14 protein-coding genes are annotated in these 19148 nt (G+C 69.1%); 8 read left to right on the plus strand and 6 right to left on the minus strand.

Features of this window, described 5'->3' with window-relative positions; all coding sequences use genetic code 11:
• Nucleotides 1–3: 3 nt before the first annotated feature.
• The 5 genes from cas3f to L1Z78_RS24815 form a co-directional block, all read right to left on the minus strand.
• On the minus strand, nucleotides 4–3474 hold the full coding sequence (cas3f, locus tag L1Z78_RS24795; protein ID WP_234638991.1) for a type I-F CRISPR-associated helicase Cas3f: 3471 nt from the start codon (nucleotides 3472–3474) through the stop codon (nucleotides 4–6).
• Nucleotides 3471–4484 (minus strand): type I-F CRISPR-associated endonuclease Cas1f, encoded by a 1014-nt coding sequence (gene cas1f, locus L1Z78_RS24800; protein ID WP_234638992.1) that lies wholly within the window; start codon nucleotides 4482–4484, stop codon nucleotides 3471–3473. Before cas1f ends, cas3f begins: the two co-directional genes overlap by 4 nt.
• Nucleotides 4485–4601: 117 nt before the next feature.
• Nucleotides 4602–6377: a dipeptidase gene (locus L1Z78_RS24805; protein WP_234638993.1), complete on the minus strand. Its 1776-nt coding sequence runs from the start codon at nucleotides 6375–6377 to the stop codon at nucleotides 4602–4604.
• Between the two features lie 100 nt (nucleotides 6378–6477).
• On the minus strand, nucleotides 6478–6948 hold the full coding sequence (gene dtd, locus L1Z78_RS24810) for a D-aminoacyl-tRNA deacylase (RefSeq protein WP_234638994.1): 471 nt from the start codon (nucleotides 6946–6948) through the stop codon (nucleotides 6478–6480).
• Nucleotides 6945–7937: a cation diffusion facilitator family transporter gene (locus tag L1Z78_RS24815; protein ID WP_234638995.1), complete on the minus strand. Its 993-nt coding sequence runs from the start codon at nucleotides 7935–7937 to the stop codon at nucleotides 6945–6947. The genes dtd and L1Z78_RS24815 overlap by 4 nt, the downstream gene beginning before the upstream one ends.
• 74 nt (nucleotides 7938–8011) lie before the next feature.
• On the opposite strand from L1Z78_RS24815, the gene L1Z78_RS24820 reads away from it, so the two are divergent.
• The 7 genes from L1Z78_RS24820 to L1Z78_RS24850 all read left to right on the plus strand — a co-directional run bounded on the left by L1Z78_RS24820 (nucleotide 8012) and on the right by L1Z78_RS24850 (nucleotide 16399).
• Nucleotides 8012–9553 (plus strand): ATP-binding protein, encoded by a 1542-nt coding sequence (locus L1Z78_RS24820; protein ID WP_234638996.1) that lies wholly within the window; start codon nucleotides 8012–8014, stop codon nucleotides 9551–9553.
• Complete coding sequence (locus tag L1Z78_RS24825; protein WP_234638997.1) at nucleotides 9550–10191, plus strand: response regulator transcription factor; 642 nt, start codon at nucleotides 9550–9552, stop codon at nucleotides 10189–10191. Before L1Z78_RS24820 ends, L1Z78_RS24825 begins: the two co-directional genes overlap by 4 nt.
• Before the next feature lie 146 nt (nucleotides 10192–10337).
• Nucleotides 10338–10841 (plus strand): GlcG/HbpS family heme-binding protein, encoded by a 504-nt coding sequence (locus L1Z78_RS24830; protein ID WP_234638998.1) that lies wholly within the window; start codon nucleotides 10338–10340, stop codon nucleotides 10839–10841.
• 250 nt (nucleotides 10842–11091) lie between these two features.
• Nucleotides 11092–13164 (plus strand): putative bifunctional diguanylate cyclase/phosphodiesterase, encoded by a 2073-nt coding sequence (locus L1Z78_RS24835; protein WP_234638999.1) that lies wholly within the window; start codon nucleotides 11092–11094, stop codon nucleotides 13162–13164.
• A gap of 3 nt (nucleotides 13165–13167) precedes the next feature.
• The gene (locus L1Z78_RS24840; protein ID WP_234639000.1) at nucleotides 13168–14664 is read left to right on the plus strand and encodes an AMP nucleosidase; all 1497 of its coding nucleotides are present in this window, start codon (nucleotides 13168–13170) and stop codon (nucleotides 14662–14664) included.
• Nucleotides 14665–14739: 75 nt separating this feature from the next.
• Entirely contained in the window at nucleotides 14740–15954 is a 1215-nt protein-coding gene (locus L1Z78_RS24845) for a GGDEF domain-containing protein (protein ID WP_234639001.1), read from the plus strand.
• 31 nt (nucleotides 15955–15985) lie between these two features.
• Entirely contained in the window at nucleotides 15986–16399 is a 414-nt protein-coding gene (locus tag L1Z78_RS24850) for an ABC transporter permease (RefSeq protein ID WP_326491957.1), read from the plus strand.
• Nucleotides 16400–16412: 13 nt separating this feature from the next.
• On the opposite strand, the gene L1Z78_RS24855 is transcribed toward L1Z78_RS24850, so the two are convergent.
• Complete coding sequence (locus L1Z78_RS24855; RefSeq protein WP_234639002.1) at nucleotides 16413–18005, minus strand: GMC family oxidoreductase; 1593 nt, start codon at nucleotides 18003–18005, stop codon at nucleotides 16413–16415.
• A 145-nt stretch (nucleotides 18006–18150) separates the two neighbouring features.
• On the opposite strand from L1Z78_RS24855, the gene L1Z78_RS24860 reads away from it, so the two are divergent.
• On the plus strand, nucleotides 18151–18999 hold the full coding sequence (locus L1Z78_RS24860; protein WP_234639003.1) for a 3-hydroxybutyryl-CoA dehydrogenase: 849 nt from the start codon (nucleotides 18151–18153) through the stop codon (nucleotides 18997–18999).
• Nucleotides 19000–19148 lie beyond the last annotated feature (149 nt).

Consider the following 19148-nt stretch of genomic DNA (forward strand, 5'->3'; position numbering starts at 1 on the left):
TTCTCAGCCCTCCTTTCTGTTGAAACCCAGAACATCATGAAACCGCCACCCCTGCGCCTTGTCCGGCAGGCTGGCCACGGCATACCGTGCCGCGCACGCCCCCAGCGACATCCCCTTGCCCTCCGCCAGGGCCACCAGTTCCCGCATCAGATCCACCTGCCCCCAGGGCGTGACGGACTCCTTCCCGGTGAAATGCAACGGCTGAAGGGCTAGCAGGCTGTCCTGCACCGGCACATACAGCGTGTCGCCCCGCCGCTGGCCATCCACGACGCGGTGCAGTTGCAAGCCCTCTTCCTCCTCGTCCGGCAGAAACACCACATCCACGCGCGGCAGCGGGTCATAGCGAAAGCGCTGGAACTGCGGCAGCAGGCCGGTGAGCCACAGGCGGGCGGGGCTGCTCCAGTGCAGGCTGGCGTCGCGCAGCACGGGCGGGGCGTGCGGGCTGCCGGCTTCGCGCGGCAGCATGGCGTCGTGCATGCGGGCGTGTTCCAGGTCCACGAGGTGCCTGCCGGGGTGCAGCGGTTCATTGGCGACTTCAATGCGCGCGCGGGCGTCCACGGGCCATGGCACTTCGCCTTTCGTGTGTTTTGCCAGCAGCGCCTGCAGATCGTGCGAGCGCAAATGGAAGTACCTTGCCGAGTCCGTCTTGTCCGGTACCGGGTCCATCTCGAACCCCGGCTTGCAAAATGCCGCCCGGCCGGGCTTTTCGTAAGCCCGCAGATTGCTGCCCAGCACCCGCAGGTTGGCCTCGCCCACCGCGCCCGGCCGATGCCGCCGCACGCGCCCGGCCAGCTGGATCAGCGAGCGCATGGACGAGGGCTCGACCACGGCCCAGTCGTAGTCGTGATCGCGGCCCACTTCGGTGACCGGCGAGCCGAGCACGATGAACAGTTGATGCGGCTCGGGGCTGGCATCGATCAGTGCGCGGATGGCCGGCCTTTGGAAGACTGGGTCGGCGCCGTCCCGGGAACGCCGGTCCAGCGCGGTGTCCAGCTGCCGCTCGATGCTGGAGCGCGCCAGCAGCGGAAACTGCGAGTGGTAGACGCACAGGTGCACGCGCACGCCCAGCGCGGGAGCGCCCTGGCCGTACATCGCCAGCGCCACGTCGAACAGCGGATCGATGTTGGCCATGCGGACCAGCCCGAAGCTCACGCGCTTGCCGCTGGCGGGGTCGATGGCGTGGTTTTGCGGGCGCTGGTGCAACTGCCAGGCCTGCTCCAGCGCGATGCGGGCAAAGTCGCGGCGCCGTATCGCCAGGTCGGCACCGTGCCATTGGGCAGGCAGGGGCACGAGGGTGGCCAGGCGACGCACTTCGGCCTTGGCGAGCCGGGCCACGCGCTTTTGCACAAAGCTGTCATGGCCCGCGCGAAATGCGGGGCCATCGGCGCAGTCCAGCGCCTGTTGGTGGAACTCGTCCATCCACAGGCAGCAGATGGCGATGGACTCGCCGGGCCGCTCGCCACGGTGCCGCTGGCAGATCTCGCGTCCCGCGCGGTAGGCCAGGAACAGGCCCCGCACCAGCGCGGGCGGCAAGGTGGCGGAGGACAGCAGCACGCGCGAGCCCAGCAGGCCCGCCCAATGCACCAGCCGTGTGAGCACGGGCAGGTCGGCCATGTCGAAGTCATCGGGCTCGTCCAGCACCAGGTCGCTCGTCATGAGCCGCAGCATGGGTGCGATCTGGCGGCCACCGCGCAGGCTTTCCGTGGCAGGCGTCAGATGGTCCACGGTGCAGGCCAGCACGGGCGCGGCGATCAGGGAACGCACCTGGGCATCGTCGGTCAGGCGCTGCAGCAGCGGGTGCCGATCATTGCCCTCGAAGAGCACCTGGCCGCCTTCGTCCAGCAGCGCCTGGCGCGAGGCCGACCCGCTGGCTTCGGCCTGTGCCTCCCAGTGCTCGAACAGCGCGCGGCTGGCCGCGCCACCGACCTGGATGGCGAGCTGCTCGTCGCCCAGGCCCAGGTCGTTCTGGAACACGCGCCCTGTCTGCAGCGTCAGTGTGCGCAGCCCGATGGCGAAGGCGCAGCGCATGCCCACGGCGGGATCGGCCAGCGCGTTCATGATGCGGGCATTGCCCAGCGTCTTGCCGCAGCCCGTGGACGCCATGTTGACGATGAAGGCGCCCTGGCTGGCGCTGCGGTGGCGCATGCTGGCCGCCAGGTCGGCGGCCTTGTCCTGCCACTGGAAGCGCGGGTTGCTGCTGCGTTTCTTGAGGCCGCGATGGTTGAGCAGGGCCGGCAGGCTGCGTGCCAGCGTGGGCAGCGAGCACGCCACCAGCGTGGCATGGGCCTGAACGCCCAGCAGGTGCTCGTCCAGCGTCTGGTTGAAGGACGGTGCTGGCCCCTGGCCTTTGCGGGTGTTGGCGTACAGCGGGTAGCCGGCGTTGCGGTAGGGCTTGCGCCGGACTTCGTCCTCGATGCTGGAGTAATGGTGGTCGGCCAGCATCAGGCACAGGCGCGACACATGCAGGGTGAAAGGGTCGGCCAGGGCCTGTGCATCCATGGACCGGGCCATCAGCTCCTGCAGCTTGCGCGCGTAGCGTGCGGCCTGCCTGCGCCAGGGCGCGGTGGACACCGGAAGACCGCTTGGAAAGTCCCAATGGGCGCGGACCTTGGCGGCATCGACTGCTTCGCGCGGCTCATTCCAGTCGGCACTGATGCATTCCAGCAACCGCTCGATCTCATTGCTGTTGACGAAACGGGGACGTGCGCCGAAGCGTGACCACTGGCGGCGATCGGACTCCAGGTCGTCATCGGCCCCCTGCCGGCCGACCGGCACGGGCATGCAAGGCAGGCGATGGTGGGTCAGCACCAGCCAGGCCACGGCCTGGGCCAGCGGCGCGCTGTGCAGCGCTGCGAAGGGCAGCCGCTCCATGGCCTTCGGCTCATCGATGCCGTCCCGCAGCAGCGACCGGGTCCACTGTGTCTCGAATGCCCCGGCATCGGCACCTTCTTCAGCCAGGCGCCGCAGCCAGCCCGCATCATCGTCATGGCCCACGAAGGCCTGGAACAACCGCACCGACACCCACTCATGGCGATAGTGATTGCGCTCGCGCAGGCCCGGGTTTCCCAACCTTTCCTGGAACGCCCTGGTGGCCTTGCCCAGGTCGTGCACCAGGGCCGCCAGCGCGGCCAGCGCCGTCATCAGCGGCAGATGGTGCCAGTGGCTTTCATCCTCGGCGCGCAGTACGTTGCGGGTGGTGGTATCGGTGGGCACGGCCCCTTCGGCATTGAACTGGCGCGCGTCCCCGACGATCCACAGCAGCTCGCTGTGATCGCGCCCGCGAATCCAGTGGCAGGCCACGGCCGTGTTCTTGCGCGCGCTCTGGCGCAGCAGCTTGCGCAGGCTGTCCAGGCCCGCCTGGGTGATGGGCGTCTGCCAGGTGCGGTCGCCACGGCGCTCGGCAAACTGGTCGAGGATGCGGCGCGTTTCCGTCAACGCCCGCTTGCTGCATTGGGACACGAGCAGCACATTCATTCGCCACCTCCTGTGCCATCCGGTCCAGGCGCTTCGGGGCGTGCCATGCGGGCCGTATCGGTGGCGATGAGCTTGAGCGTATCGATGATGAAGTCCAGCGATTCACTGCGCGTGAGCGCTTCAATGCACTGGCGGCGAAACTGCTGTTCGTCATCGCCACGCATGGCCGACAGAAAGGCCTGCGGCAGGATGGCCGCGTCCTTGACCAGATCGGCCGCATCGAACACCAGGCCGCCGCGCCGTGTCTTGCCATGCAGCACCGCCAGGCCATGCGGCAGCCCCAATACCCAGGTCGCCGTGGCGCCCAGGCCATAGGCCAGATAGTTGCCGTGATCAAGGAAGCGGTTGGCCTCATCGGTGCCCGTGCCCCGCCTGGCACGCGTGAAGTCCCCATAGCCGACGGCATCGACCGCGAGCTTGAACAATGCCTTGGTCAGTCGGGCTTCGTCGGTGAGCAGCGTCATCACATCAGGCGCGTGGGCAATCAGCCCCGTGAATTGCTGCACCAGGGCCTTGAGGCGCTCGATGTCTATCGCAAAACCCGCTTCGCGCAGGGAGCGGGTATTCCATTCGGACAGCAAGCGCTGCAAGCGCCAGGCCTGCAACTGCTTGGCCGCCTGCAGGCGCAGTTCATCGTCGAACCAGAATCTCACCCAGGCCTGCAGATATTCGGTGGGCCGGTATTCGCTTTGCGGAGTCAGCCAGGCCACTTCCACATCCACCTCGTTGGCACTGAACAGCGGGGTGCCCCCACCCCCGCAAAAGCCGACAAGTACACCCGCCTTGGCCAACTCCCGCATGGCAGCCTGGGTGATGGAGGTACCCGTCCCCAGCAGGATGCTGGTGGTATTGGCGATGGGAATATTCCAGTACAGGCTTTTCTTGCCGGCGTCTGTCACGTATTCCACTCGCCCGCCATTGACCAGGACACGGCAATGTTCCAGGTAGTAGATGTTGGCGCGTTTGGAATGAAGAATGGTCTTGAGATCCTGGCTTTTGATGTCCTGCATTGCAGCCTCCCACGGGAGGTTGTATCAAATTGCCAATCCCCTTCGATGGCTCGTCCCGGGAATGAAAAAGCGCCTCGCTTTCACAAGGCGCCTTTGCATTCGGCGGATTGCCAATGCTCACTGCATCTGCTTCAGATTCCCGATCCGCACCAGCATCTCGGTGAACATCTGCATGTCGGCCCGCAGGTCCGGCACCTCCTTGTATTCCAGCGCGTTGTGCGCCGTGTATTTCTTGCCGGGCATGGCGGGGCCGAAGTTGATGGCGTTGGGCATGAACTTCGCGGTGGTGCTGCCGGCCGTGGACACGGGCCGGGCGTCCAGGCCCGTGGTGTCGCCGAAGATGTTGAGCAGGGTGGCCAGCCAGGCGCCCTTGGGGTCGCGCGCCATCCAGTGGCCCTGGGTGTATTGCAGGCTGAGGGGAACCTTGGCGGCCTCGCTCCAGCGGGTGATGCGCTGCTGCACCTCGGCCTGCAGCTGCTCGGGCGTCTTGCCGCGCGGCATGCGCACGTTGGTGGTGACTTCAAGCTTTCCGTCCACGGCCTTGATGAGGTTGGGCGACAGGGTCAGCGGGCCCATGAAGTCGTCCGCATAGGCCACGCCCAACTGCTTGCCGAGGTAGTCCAGGCCGAAGGCGCCGTTGATGTAGCGCACGGCCTGGGTGTAGGCATTGGACTGGACCAGGGCCACGCCCTGGGTGGGCATGAGCACCTGCTGCAGGAACAAGGTCAGGCGCGGCACAGGGTTGACGCCTTCCTCGGGGCGCGAGCCATGGGCCGATGCGCCCGTGACCTTGACGGTGGCCGTGGTGCCGCTGCGCTGGATGTCGATGGCGAACGGGCCGCCCTGCCCCGCATAGCTGGCCGTGAAGTCGCCCTTGGCGGCCTCCAGCCGTGCGGCGATGGCGGCGATGGCAGCCTCATCGGTCGCCGTGATGCCGGCCGTCGCGGTCTGGGCGATGGCATTCGCCGAGGCGGCGCCGGCCATGGCGGTGATGGCAGGGACGGCGGGATCGGCCTTCACGTCGTCGAACACCGCCTTGAGCGCGCCCGAGCCTTTCTCGGCGACGACGGCGGGGTACTTGCTGTCCAGCACGATGTTGTAGGCCGGCAGCGTGGTCTTGCCCTGGTAGTACTTCATGGCGTCGCCGCCGGTCTCCTCCGTGGTCTCGATCATGAGGCGGATGCCACGCGACAGCGGCAGGCCGCTGTCCTTGACGGCTTTCATGGCGAACAGCACGGTGGCAATCGACCCCTTGTCGTCGATGGTGCCGCGCCCGTAGAGCTTGTCGCCCACGCGCGTGACCTTGAAGGGGTCGATGGCCTGGCCGTCCAGCACCCATTCGGCGGGAACGACAGGTACCACGTCGGCATGGGTGAGGATGCCGAATTCATCGGCGCCGGCGTCCGTGGCACGGGCCGCGTTCGCGGGCAGCGTGACCTCGAAGATGCGGTTGTCCACGTTGCGGTACTGCAGGCCGAAGTCCTTGGCCATCTGCTGCACCAGCGCGCCGAAGGCGAGGATGGCCGGGCTTTCGTGCGGCGCCACCTTGGGGTCGCGCACGGTGGGCAGGGCGACCATGCGCTCGATGCTGGACAGCACGGCCTGCTCCTGCGTCAGCCGCGTGTACAGGCCCAGCAGGCGCGCAATGTTCGTCAGGTCGTCGCCCGCGAGAGCGGCGCCTGCCGCATGGCGCTGCACGGCCTGGGCGACTTCGGGCTGGCTGGCGGCGGCCTGCCGCAGGAAGCCGGCGAAATCGGCGGGGCGGGGCTGGGCCTGGGCCAGGGCGTCCAGCGCGGGCTTCTTGAGGGTGTCGGCGCCGGCCGCGCCGCTCCACGCCAGGGCCATGCTCATGGCAAGGGCCAGGGTGGAGGCTTTGAACGGGTGGTTCTTCATGGTCGGTCTGTCGTTGAATGCTGAGGCCGCAAGAATACGGTCTTTGCAGGTGTCTTCAGGACGGGCCGCACTCGCAAATGACGCCAGCTTCCACCCCAGGTCAAGCCGGGGCGGCGGGCGCGATGGACAACGGAATGGTCACGGGCCCGTCGTTGAGCAGGTGCACCTGCATGTCCGCGCCGAAGCGTCCCGTGGCGACTTCGGGATGCAGGGCACGCGCGCGCTGCACGATGTAGTCGTACAGGCGTTCGCCTTCGGCCGGCGGCGCGGCACGCGTGAAGCTGGGGCGGTTGCCGCCGCCGGTGTCGGCGGCCAGCGTGAACTGGCTGACGATGAGCAGTCCGCCGCAGGCGCCCTGTCCGTCGAGGTCCTGCACGCTGCGGTTCATCTTGCCGGCCTCGTCGGCGAAGATGCGCAGCTTGAGCATCTTGGCCAGCAGCCGGTCGGCCTCGGCCTCGGTATCGCCGCGCTCGGCGCAGACCAGGGCCAGCAGGCCGGCGCCGATGCGGCCGGCAACCTGGCCGTCGATTTCCACGCGCGCCTCTTTCACGCGCTGAAGGATGCTGATCATGGTCGGGGGCTCTCGTCGATGGTTGTGGAAGAAGTGTCCGCCTGGCCCGCCGCCTCGATGGCTGCCTCCATGGCGGTCTGCATGCCCAGGGGCAGCAGTTCGATGCGCGCATACAGGCCGGGAACGGCCTGCAGCAGTTCGGCCTCGATCTCGGTGCGCAGCCGCGCGGCGCGGGCCACGCTCCAGTCACCGGGGACATGCATGTGCAGGTCGGCAAAGCTGCGCTCGCCCGCACGGCGGCTGGAGATGTTGTCGAAGACCACGCCCTGCTCGCGGTGGGCGTGGCGGTCCAGCACCACATCGATGCGCAGGCGCTCGGGGGCGTCCAGGGCCTGGTCCATCAGGCCCTGGGAGGACTGCCAGACCAAGTGCGCACCCTGCACGCAGATGTTGAGCGCCACGGCGATGGCCACCGCCGCGTCCAGCCACAGCCAGCCGGTGAGCGATGCGGCCAGCAGGCCGATGACGACTCCGGCCGAGGTCCAGACATCGGTGAGCAGATGGCGCGCGTCGCCCTCCAGCGCCATCGACCGGTGCCGGCGCGCCGAGCGCAGCATGGCCACGGCCAGCAGCCCATTGAGGGCGGAGCTGACCACGGACAGCGCCAGGCCCCAGCCCAGCTGCTCCAGCGGCTGCGGGTTCCACAGCCGCGCGACGGCGGCCCAGGCGATGGCCAGGCTGGCCCCGATGACCAGGATGCCCTCGAAGCCCGCGGAGAAGTACTCCGCCTTGTGGTGCCCGTAGGGATGATCCGTGTCGGCCGGCCGCTTGGCGATGGTGACCATGGCCAGCGCGAACACGGCGCCGGCCAGGTTGACGAAGGATTCGAGCGCGTCCGACAGCAGCCCCACCGATCCCGTCAGCCACCAGGCCAGGGTCTTGAGCACGATGGTCAGCAGGGCCACGGCCACCGAGAGGCGCAGCAGGCTGTGCGGCGCCATCCAGGAGGCGTCGGCGACGGAAGCAAAAGAGGAGGGGTTCTCGGCCATGCTGCGCTGCGGTGGGTGGAATTGCCCCGGATTAGACCACCGCCTGCGCGGCCCCGCATGCCAGAATCCGCGCCATGAACTGGTGGCGGCGATCGGCATGGTGGGTGCTGGCCTGGGCCCTGGCCGCGGGCTGCGGCGCGGCCTGGCTGGCGCACGCGCGCCTGCAGGCGCTGCGCGAGGTGTTCGACACCGATGCCCGCATTGCCCACCGGCTGCTGAGCCAGCGCATGGTGCAGCATGATGCCATCCTGGGCACGCTGGCCTTGCTCCAGCCTCGCCAGCCCAGTGCCGGGGAGGCTTCGTGGAAGCAGTTGCCGCGCCTGTATCCCCAGGTACTCGATGCGGCCCGCCGTGGCGCCGCCGAGGGCGCGCCCTGGCCCGCGCCCTGGCCCGCGCCCTGGCCCTCTGGCATGGCCGAGGCCGAGCGCCGCTCCCAGGCCAGCGGCCACGCCGAACTGGCCCTGGCCGATCTGGCCCAGGGACGCCTGTACCTGGTGCAGGCCGGGCTGCCCGCCAGCTATGCGCTGCTGCTGGATCTGCGCGCCACCATCCCGGCCGACGAATGGCCCCTGCCCCCGGCCACCAGCGCGGTGCGCGCCTGGCTGACCCTTGGCGGGCAGGCGTTCGTGATCCAGGAAGGCGGGCCCGTGCGCCGGGAGCCGCCCGGCTGGGCAGACTGGTCCTGGCAGGTCAGCAAGACCCTGGCCTCGCCCAGCCAGCCCCTGGTCCTGCATCTGCGCCAGCCGCTGAACGCCGCGGTGCTGCCCTGGACGGCCATGCTGGGCTGGGCCGCAGGCTGTGCCCTGCTCATGGCCGTGCTGCGCTCCCTGCTGCGCCAGCGCGTGGCGCAGCGCCGCGCCGAGCAGTTGCTGCGCCTGGGCCAGGTGGCGCGGCTCAATACGCTGGGCGAGCTGGCCGCCGGCATGGCGCATGAGCTGAACCAGCCGCTGACGGCCGTGCTCTCCAGCAGCCAGGCCGCACGCCGGCTGCTGGCCGAGGAGCCCCCCGAGATCGACGCGGCACGCCAGGCCATGGTGCGGGCTGCGGAGCAGGCCAAGCGCGCCTCCGCCGTGGTGGGGCGGCTGCGCCGCCTCGTGGAGCGCCCGGGCCTGGCGCCGCAGGCCGGGGCGCTGGACCTGCCCCAGGCCGTGGCCGAGGCCCTGCACCTGCTGGAGCCCGAGCTGCGCCGCCGCCAGGTCCAGGCCAGGGTGCAGGCTGCCACCGATCTGCCGGCCGCCCAGGCCGACCCCGTCGCCCTCCAGCAGATACTGCACAACCTGCTGGTCAATGCACTGCAGGCCATGGACGGGCAGCCGCCCGCGGGCCGCCACCTGCTCGTGGAGCTGGCACGCAGCGACGCCCGGCTGCTGGTGGCCGTGCAGGACAACGGCCCTGGCGTGGCACCCGACATGCGCCAGCGCCTGTTCACCCCCTTTGCCACGGGCCGCGCCCAGGGCCTGGGCCTGGGTCTGACGCTGAGCCAGAGCCTGGCCGAGTCCATGGGCGGCAGCCTGGCGCTGGGCGCATCCACCACACCCTCCACGGTCGGCGGAGCACGCTTCGAGCTGCTGCTGCCCGCGGCCCCCACCGACCCCGTACAAGCATCCGCCCCATGACCGCCGCACCCGCCCAGGACCTTTCCCCGCTGATCCATCTGGTCGATGACGACGAGGCGGTACGCGACAGCCTGGCCTTGCTGATAGGGACGGTCGGCCTGCGCGTGCAGCGCTGGGCCGATCCGCTGCAGTTCCTGGAGCGGTTCGATCGGCACAGCATCGGTGCCATCGTGCTGGACGTGCGCATGCCCGGCATGGGCGGACTGGCGCTGCTGACCCGGCTGACGGACGAGGGCGTGGACCAGCCGGTGATCCTGCTCACCGGCCACGGCACGGTGGACATGTGCCGGCGGGCCTTCAAGGCCGGTGCGGCGGAGTTCCTCGAAAAGCCGGTGGACGACGAGGTGCTGATCGAGGCCCTGCAGGGTGCCGTGCGCCAGCATGTGCAATCGCGCGAGCGCCAGCAGGGCGACCGGGACGCCCAGCAGCGCTTTGCCCAGCTGTCCGCCCGCGAGCGCGAGGTGCTGTCGCTGATCGTCCAGGGCCTGACCAACAAGGAGATCGGCCGCAGCCTGGAGCTGTCCCCGCGCACGGTGGAGACCCACCGCGCCAACCTGTTCGCCAAGCTGGAGGCGCCCAGCCTGGCTCAGTTGATCCGCCGCTATGCCCGTCTGGCGGACGGCTCGCCCGGCGGCTGAGCCGGCACCTTCTTCGGCCCCTCCGTATTTCTACGCAGCGCCGGGCGTAGCCGTCCGAATGGTGTGCGGCGGTGGCGTTTCCTACATTGCATGCATGCCGCCAGGGCCCCGCGCCCCGGGGTCCATCCACCCTCAAGGAGAACCACATGCCACGCCCCGCCACCGCCCTCGCCACCCTTGCCGCTCTCACGCTGGGCCTGATCGCCACCGCGGCCCAGGCCGACGCCGTGCGCACGGAAAAGAACATGTCGCTGGAGCTGGCCAACCAGATCGCGGCACGCAGCGTGGCCGCCTGCGCGGCCGACGGCCATGCCGTCACCGCCACCGTGGTGGACCGTGCCGGCACCGTGCGCGCCGTGCAGCGGGCCGACAACGCCGGCCCGCACACGCTGGAGGCCAGCCGCCTGAAGGCCTACACCGCCGCCTCGGCCAAGAACAGCACGCTGGCCATCATGGAAGGCGCGCAGAAGAACCCCGGCGCCGCCAATCTGGTGAACATCCCCGGCTATCTGCTGCTGGGCGGTGGCCTGCCCGTGAAGGCGGGCAACGAGGTCATCGGCGCCGTGGGCATCGGCGGTGCGCCGGGCGGCCACCTGGACGACAAATGCGCCCAGACCGCGCTGGGCCAGGTGCAGGACCTGCTCAAGTAACCGGCCCGCCCCCAAGGCCCGGGTTCGCGCAAGGCGTCGGCCCGGGCGTTTCGCGCCGGCAGGAATGTGCGAGCACACGTGACTGCCCTGCGCCGGCCAGGTGACGCTGCAAAAAAAAGACAGCGGGTACACGCTGCTCCAACCGCCGGACAGCGGCACGCGGCCCCAGGTGTCAGCGGCCGCTTACCCACCTACGCAGTGCTATCAAAATCTCTACGATTCCGCTATAAATCCCCTGCGAGGGGGACGCATGCCAGAGAACGTCGACGCGCAACATCCAGATGCCCATGATGCGCTGCTGCAGCTGATCGCCGACACTGCGCCAGCCATGCTGGCCTATTTTGACGCGCGCACATTGCGCTGCCGCTTTGCCAATGTGCACTACGCCCGCAACTTCGGGCTGACGCCCGCCGAGGCGGTGGGCAAGACGGTGCGCGAGATCGTGGGCGAGTCCGTGTGGCAGGTCATCGCGCCACATGTGGAGCGCGGCCTGCGCGGAGAGCATGTGCGCTACGAGCGCGAGGTGCCCCAGCCCGGCGGCCCGCCACGCCATATCGAGTCGATGCTGCTGCCGCACTTCGAGCACGGCAGGCTGCAGGGCGCCGTGGTGCAGATCACCGATGTGAGCCACCACCACCAGGTGGCGCAGAAGGTGCGCGACAGCGAAGAACGCATGCGCAAGTTCACCGAGGTCACGACCGAAGCCATCGTCATGCACCGCGACGGCCTCATCATCGATGGCAACGAGGCACTGTCGCGCCTGGCCGGCTACAGCCTGGACGAGCTGGTGGGGCGGCCCATACTCGACTACATCTGCCCCGAATACCGCCTCTATGCGTTGCAGTACATGCGCAGCGGCCGCGAAGACCGCTTCGACGGGGCCATACAGCACAAGGACGGCCACCGCATCCCCGTGGAGATCGAGGCCAAGACCATGCCCGATGACGGCGAGCCCTACCGCATCGTGCTGGTGCGCGACATCACGCTGCGCCAGCTGGCCCAGGAGCGCATGGACTTCCTGGCCCAGCACGACCAGCTGACCCAGCTGCCCAACCGCGTGCGCCTGAACCAGCTGCTGCGCCAGGCGCTGTCGCTGGCCTCGGTGCAGCAACGCGCCCTGGCCGTGATCATCATCGACCTGGACCATTTCAAGACCATCAACGACTCGCTGGGCCACCACGCGGGCGACCTGCTGCTGTGCGAAGTCGCCCAGCGCCTGCGCGGCAGCGTGCGTTCCCACGACCTGGTGGCGCGCGTGGGCGGCGACGAGTTCGTGGTCGTGCTCACGGGCGACCTCGACCCGCAGGAGACGGAGACCCAGGCCAGCCACCTGCAACGCATCATCGAGGCGCCCTGCTCCATCGAGGGCACGCCGCTGGTGATATCGCCCTGCATGGGCATCGCCATGTACCCGGGCGATGGCCTGGGGCCGGAGGAGCTGCTCAACCGCGCCGAGACCGCCATGCACATGGCCAAGGACAGCGGCCGGCGCAACCTGCAGTTCTACGCCCCCGCCCCCAGTGGCCAGGCCACCCAGATGCTGATGCAGGAGCAGCAATTGCGCCGCGCCCTCGAACGCAACGAGTTCGAGCTGCACTATCAGCCCCAGACCTTCACCGCCGATGGCCGCCTGGCGGGCTTCGAGGCGCTGGTGCGCTGGCGCCACCCCCAGCGCGGCCTGGTGCTTCCCGGCGAGTTCATCGGCTTTGCCGAGGCACGCGGCCTGATTTCCGCCATAGACCACTGGGTTCTGCGCGAGGCCTGCCGACAGGCACGCCAATGGCAGGACGAGGGCCTGGCGCCCGTGCCCCTGTCGGTCAACATGTCGGCGCTGGAATTTCGCCAGCGCGACATGGCGCGCGAAGTGGCACAGGTGCTGGAGGAGACCGGCCTGGAGGCACGCTGGCTGCATATCGAGCTGACCGAATCCACGCTGATGCACACCAGCGGACAGGTGCAGGACACCTTGCAGGCGCTGCAGGCTCTGGGCGTGGGCCTGGCCATCGACGACTTCGGCACCGGCTATTCCTCGCTGGCCTATCTGCGCCGCCACCCGATCAACCAGCTCAAGATAGACCGCTCCTTCATCGCCGACGTCCCCGATAGCGAGGACGACACGGCCATCGTCACCGCCATCGTGCAGATGGGGCGCAGCCTGCACCTGGACATCGTGGCAGAAGGCGTGGAAACACCGGCCCAATTGGCCCTTCTGCGCGACCTGGGCTGCGGCATGATGCAGGGGTACCTCGTGGCACCGCCCCTGCCTGCCGAGCGGGCACGGGCCTGGCAGTTGCACAACAGTCACCCAGTCCAACGACAATAGAGCATGGTTTTGCTTCACAACCCCTCGCAGGCCCAAAGGGCCCCGGCCACCTTGCACACCGACCCCCTGCGGGCCCTGGAGCATGTCCAGCAGCTCTACCGCGAACAGATCGAACACCTTCGCTCGGCCATGCAGCGCTTCGTGACGGGCGAGACGCCGGCCGCCCCCATCCATGCCTACTACCCCTTCGTTCGCATGCACACCTCCACGGTGGCGCGCGCGGACACGCAGCTGGCCTACGGCTTCGTCGAGGGCCCGGGCACGCACGAGGCCACGCTCACGCGCCCCGACCTTTTCTCGCGCTACTACGCCGAGCAGTTCCGCCTGCTGATCAAGAGCCACGGCGTGCCGCTGGAGGTGGGACTGAGCGACAAGCCCATCCCCATCCATTTCTCGTTCGCCGAGAACGACCACATCGAAGGTACGCTGTCGCGCGAGCGGCGCCTGCTGATGCGCGACGTCTTCGACCTGCCCGACCTCGAATCCATGGACGACGGCATCGCCAACGGCACCTGGCGCCCGCAGCCCGGCCAGGCGCTGCCGCTGTCGCTGTTCACGGCACCGCGCGTGGACTACTCGCTGCACCGGCTGCGCCACTACACGGGCACCCAGCCCGAGTGGTTCCAGAACTTCGTGCTGTTCACCAACTACCAGTTCTACATCGACGAGTTCATCCGCCTGGGCCATGCAGAGATGGCCAGGGAGGACAGCGAATACATCGCCTTCATCGAGCCCGGCAACGTGGTCACGCGCCGCACGGGGCTGCCGGCCCAGGCGGGCGACGAGCTGGGCACGCCGCCGCCGCGCCTGCCGCAGATGCCGGCCTACCACCTGGTGCGCGCAGACCACAGCGGCATCACCATGGTCAACATCGGCGTGGGCCCGGCCAACGCCAAGACCATCACCGACCACATCGCCGTGCTGCGTCCGCACGCCTGGATGATGCTGGGCCACTGCGCGGGACTGCGCAACAGCCAGCAGCTGGGCGACTATGTGCTGGCCCACGCCTATGTGCGCGAGGACCATGTGCTGGACGAGGAACTTCCGCTGTGGGTGCCCATTCCCGCGCTGGCCGAGATCCAGCTGGCGCTGCAGCAGGCCGTGGCCGACGTGACGCAGATGGACGGCCCCGACCTCAAGCGCATCATGCGCACCGGCACCGTGGCCAGCACCGACAACCGCAACTGGGAGCTGCTGCCCGACAACCTGCCCCAGCGCCGTTTCAGCCAGAGTCGCGCCGTGGCACTGGACATGGAAAGTGCCACCATCGCAGCCAACGGCTTCCGCTTCCGCGTGCCCTACGGCACGCTGCTGTGTGTCTCCGACAAGCCGCTGCACGGCGAAATCAAGCTGCCCGGCATGGCCAACCATTTCTACCGCGAGCGCGTGGACCAGCACCTGCGCATCGGCATGCGCGCCATCGACATCCTGCGCGACGGTGGCTCCCAGCGCCTGCACAGCCGCAAGCTGCGCAGCTTCGCGGAGGTGGCGTTCCAGTAGCGCCCGCGCCTCGAGCCGCACCGTCATCCAGGGACGCCCATGCCATCGACGCTGCCGCCCCTGGACTTCTTTTCCATGACCGCCGTCGTGGCCATCAACATGATGGCCATGTCGGCGGCCCTGCCCCTGGCCATGGGCCGCCGTGTCAGTGGTGCCGCGCGCCATGCCCAGCATTTCTTCCTGCTCCAGGCCCTGGCCTGGACCTTCATCCTGGCTGCCAGCCGCCTGCCGCAGGGCCTGCCGTGGCGCGACCTGCTCTCCCTGGCTGCGGCGGCCTGCGCCGCGATGGCGCAATGGCAGATGGCGCGTGCCCTGCGCGAGTGGCTGGGCCCGCGCCCGCCGCTGCTGGAGCGCGGGCTGATCGCCCTGTGCGCACTGGGACCGCTGGGCTTTGCGCTGCTGCTGCCCCAGATGGCCCTGCGCACCGGCTGGTTCAGCGCCATCCACGGGCTGTGCCTGCTGGCGCTGGCCGGCCTGTGCCTGGGCCCGCACCGGCCCGTGGCGCACAGCTGGCGCTATCTGATGTGCGGCGTGGCCGCCTTCATGGGGCTGATGCTGCTCGTTCGCAGCTACCTGGCCCTGGCCACGCCCTGGCTGCCCAGTTTCACCGCGGACAGCGGTGCCAACCAGATCTTCGCGCTGCTGACCACGCTCAGCAGCACCTTGCTGATGGTGGCCGTGCTCGTGGCCTGGCGCGACGAGACCAGCCAGCAACTGCGCGACATGGCCCTTCAGGACACGCTCACCGGACTGTCCAACCGCCGCGCCCTGCTGGAACGCGCCCCCGCCATGCTGGCCCATGCGCAGCGCCACCACCAGCCACTGGCCCTGGTGATGCTGGACCTGGACCACTTCAAGCATGTGAACGACGAACACGGCCATGCCATGGGCGACCGGACACTGTGCCTGTTCGCACGGCTGCTCCAGCAGCAGCTGCGCGGCGACGAGATCGCCGCGCGCTGGGGCGGCGAGGAGTTCTGCCTGCTGCTCTACACCTCGGCAGACGGCGTGGACAGCCTGTGCACCCGGCTGCAGTCCGCGCTGCTCCAGGCCTCGGTACAGACCTTGGGCTTCGAGGTGCGCTTCAGCGCCGGCTGCGCCCACACCCCCCAGGTCTGGAGCGGGCTGTGCCTGGAGCTGATGCTGCCACCGGCCGACGCCGCGCTCTACGCCGCCAAGCGCCGCGGGCGCGACTGCTGGACGATGGTACGGCTGGGTCCCCCTGAACAGCGCCCGGCGGGCACGGCGCCGGACCGCACCTCCGATTCGGTGCTGGCCACCGGCCCCTAGCCCCAGGGTCACCGCATGTCCATGCTCTTCGATGCCTGCGGTCACGGCCATCCTGGGCGTGATGCTGGCCCTGGGCATCAGCCACTCACCCAAGCTGCTCGTGTCCTGGCCGGTGCTGCTGTGCGCGGGCATCATGTTCTCCAGCATCGCGCTGATCTCCAACGCCCTGGCCCAGGGCTACGACTTCTTCACCTACTACTTCACGCTGAAGCTCACGCCCATGATGTTCCTGTCGGGCATGTTCGTCCCGCGCGAGCAGCTGTCCGAGGCCGTGCGCCTGGCCTCGGACTGGCTGCCGCTGACCAATGCCGTGGAGCTGGTACGCCCGCTGTTCATGGACGAATGGCCGGCCCACCCGCTGCGCCACGGCCTGGCGCTGGCCGCCACCACGGTGGCAGCCTACTGGTTTGCGCTGGCGATGACGCGCAGGCGCTTCAGGGCCTGAATCCGGCCGTTCTTCAGCGCGCTGCGGCGCGGATCATGTCCACCGCCTTCTCCGCGATCATCACCGTGGGCGCATTGGTGTTGCCGCTGACGATGCGCGGCATGACCGAGGCATCGACCACGCGCAGCCCCTGGATGCCATGCACGCGCAGCTGCGCATCGACCACGTCCATGGGCCCCGGCCCCATGCGGCAGCTGCCCACGGGGTGATAAATGGTGTCGGCATGGCTGCGGATGAAGTCTTCGATGCGCGCATCGTCCTGCGCGCGGGCCGAGGCCGGCATCTCCCGTCCGCCCAGACCGGCGAGCGCAGGCTGGGCCAGGATCTCGCGCGCACGGCGCACGCCGTTCACCATGCGCCGCAGGTCCTGCGCGTCGGAGAAAAACGCCGGGTCCACCAGCGGCAGGGCCAGCGGGTCGGCGCTGGCCAGGCGCAGGCTGCCGCGGCTGGCCGGCTGCAGCACGCAGACATGCAGGGAATAGCCGTGGCCCCAGACCGTCTTGCGCCCATGGTCCACCAGCTTGGCCACCACGAAGTGCAGCTGCAGGTCGGGCGCGGCCTCGCCGGGGCTGCTGCGGATGAAGCCGCCCGCCTCGGCAAAATTGGTGGTCAGCATGCCGCGCCGCTGGCTGCGCCATTGGCCCACGGCGGCCAGCAATCTGCGTACGCCTCCCAGGGACAGGCCGAAGCTGTCGGCCAGTTGGGGACCATCGACCACCAGCACCACATCCGGGTGGTCGTGCAGATGGGCACCCACGCCAGGCAGGTGGTGAACGACATCGATGCCCAGCGAACGCAGGTGCTCGCCCGGCCCCACGCCTGACAGCATCAGCAGTTGCGGGGACAGCAGCGCGCCACCGCTGAGCAGCACCTCGCGCCGGCAGTGCGCCTGGCGCACGCTGCCGCCCTGCAGGTATTCCACGCCCACGGCGCGCCGGCCCTCGAACAGAATGCGCAGCACCTGGGCACCGGTTTCCACACGCAGATGGGGCCGCGCGCGGTGCGGCGCCAGATAGGCCTTGGCCACGTGGTGGCGCTCGCCATTGCGCTGGGTGACCTGGTAGAGGCCCACGCCTTCCTGCGTCGGGCCGTTGAAATCGCCGTTGTGCGCATGGCCGGCCTGCACGCCCGCCTGCACAAAGGCCTGCGACAGCGGGTTGGGATCGCGCAGCTCGGCCACGTTCAGGGGGCCGCCCGTGCCATGCCAGGCGTCGGCGCCGCGCTCGTTGTGTTCGGCGCGCAGGAAGTAGGGCAGGACTTCGCTCCAGCTCCAGCCCGGATTGCCCTGGGCGGCCCAGTGGTCGTAGTCGGCCGGCTGGCCGCGCACATAGACCATGGCGTTGACCGCGCTGGAGCCGCCCAGCACCTTGCCGCGCGGCTGGTGGCCACGCCGCCCGCCCAGGCCCGGCTGGGGCACGGTGGACAGGCCCCAGCTGTGGCGCCCGCCCTTGGCCATGGCGGCCATGCCCGCCGGACAGTGGATGAGCACGCTGGAGTCGGCCGGCCCGGCCTCCAGCAGCGCCACCTGCGTCTGCGCATCCTCGCTGAGCCGCCCGGCCAGCACCGAGCCCGCCGAGCCGCCTCCGATCACGATGTAATCCAGCATGCCTGCCCCTTCCCTGCGGTGTAGCCATCCACTGTTGCAGTCGCCTGCGCGGCGCCGCAAGCCGGGGCAAACCCGGTGGATGCTCCGAATCCCGCTACGATCGCTGGATCGCATTCACTTTGTTCGTTTGAGGAGACTGACAGTCATGGCAATTCAAACCGTAGGCATCATCGGCGCAGGCACCATGGGCAACGGCATCGCGCAGGCCTGCGCGGTGTCCGGCATCGATGTGGTCATGGTGGACATCTCGGATGCCGCCGTCCAGAAGGGCCTGGCCACCGTCTCGGGCAGCCTGGACCGCCTGATCAAGAAGGAGAAGCTGACCGAGGCCGACAAGGCCGCGGCCCTGGCACGCATCAAGACTTCCACCGACTACGCCGCCCTCAAGGGCGCACAGCTGGTCATCGAGGCCGCCACCGAGAACTACGAGCTCAAGGTCAAGATCCTCCAGCAGCTCGATGGCCTGCTGGACGCCGACGTCATCGTCGCCACCAACACCTCGTCGATCTCCATCACCCAGCTGGCCGCCGTGACGACCCGGGCCGACAAGTTCATCGGCATGCACTTCTTCAACCCCGTGCCCATGATGGCGCTGGTGGAGATCATCGTCGGCCTGCAGACCAGCGACGAGACGCATGCCGCCGTCAAGGCCCTGTCCGAGCGCCTGGGCAAGAGCCCCATCACCGTGAAGAACGCCCCGGGCTTCGTGGTCAACCGCATCCTGGTGCCCATGATCAACGAAGCCTTCTTCGTGCTGTCCGAGGGCCTGGCCTCGGCCGAGGACATCGACGCCGGCATGAAGCTGGGCTGCAACCAGCCCATCGGCCCGCTGGCCCTGGCCGACATGATCGGCCTGGACGTGTGCCTGGCCGTGATGGAGGTCTACCTCAAGGAATTCGGCGACAGCAAGTACCGCCCCTGCCCGCTGCTCAAGGAAATGGTGGCCGCCGGTCGCCTGGGCCGCAAGACGGGCCGCGGCGTGTACACCTACTGATCGGTATCCCGCGACAGCGTGAAGGCGAAGTGAAGGCGCAGCAGGCGCCCTCCTTCGCCTTTTTTCCTGGATGCGCCCTGCCTGGCCCGGGCGTCTTCTGCGCGACTGCGGCGTCCCCGGCGCTCCACTATGGTTGCAGCGCAGGAGAC

Origin of the sequence: Delftia tsuruhatensis, assembly GCF_903815225.1 — a bacterium.
GTDB lineage: Bacteria > Pseudomonadota > Gammaproteobacteria > Burkholderiales > Burkholderiaceae_C > Comamonas > Comamonas tsuruhatensis_A.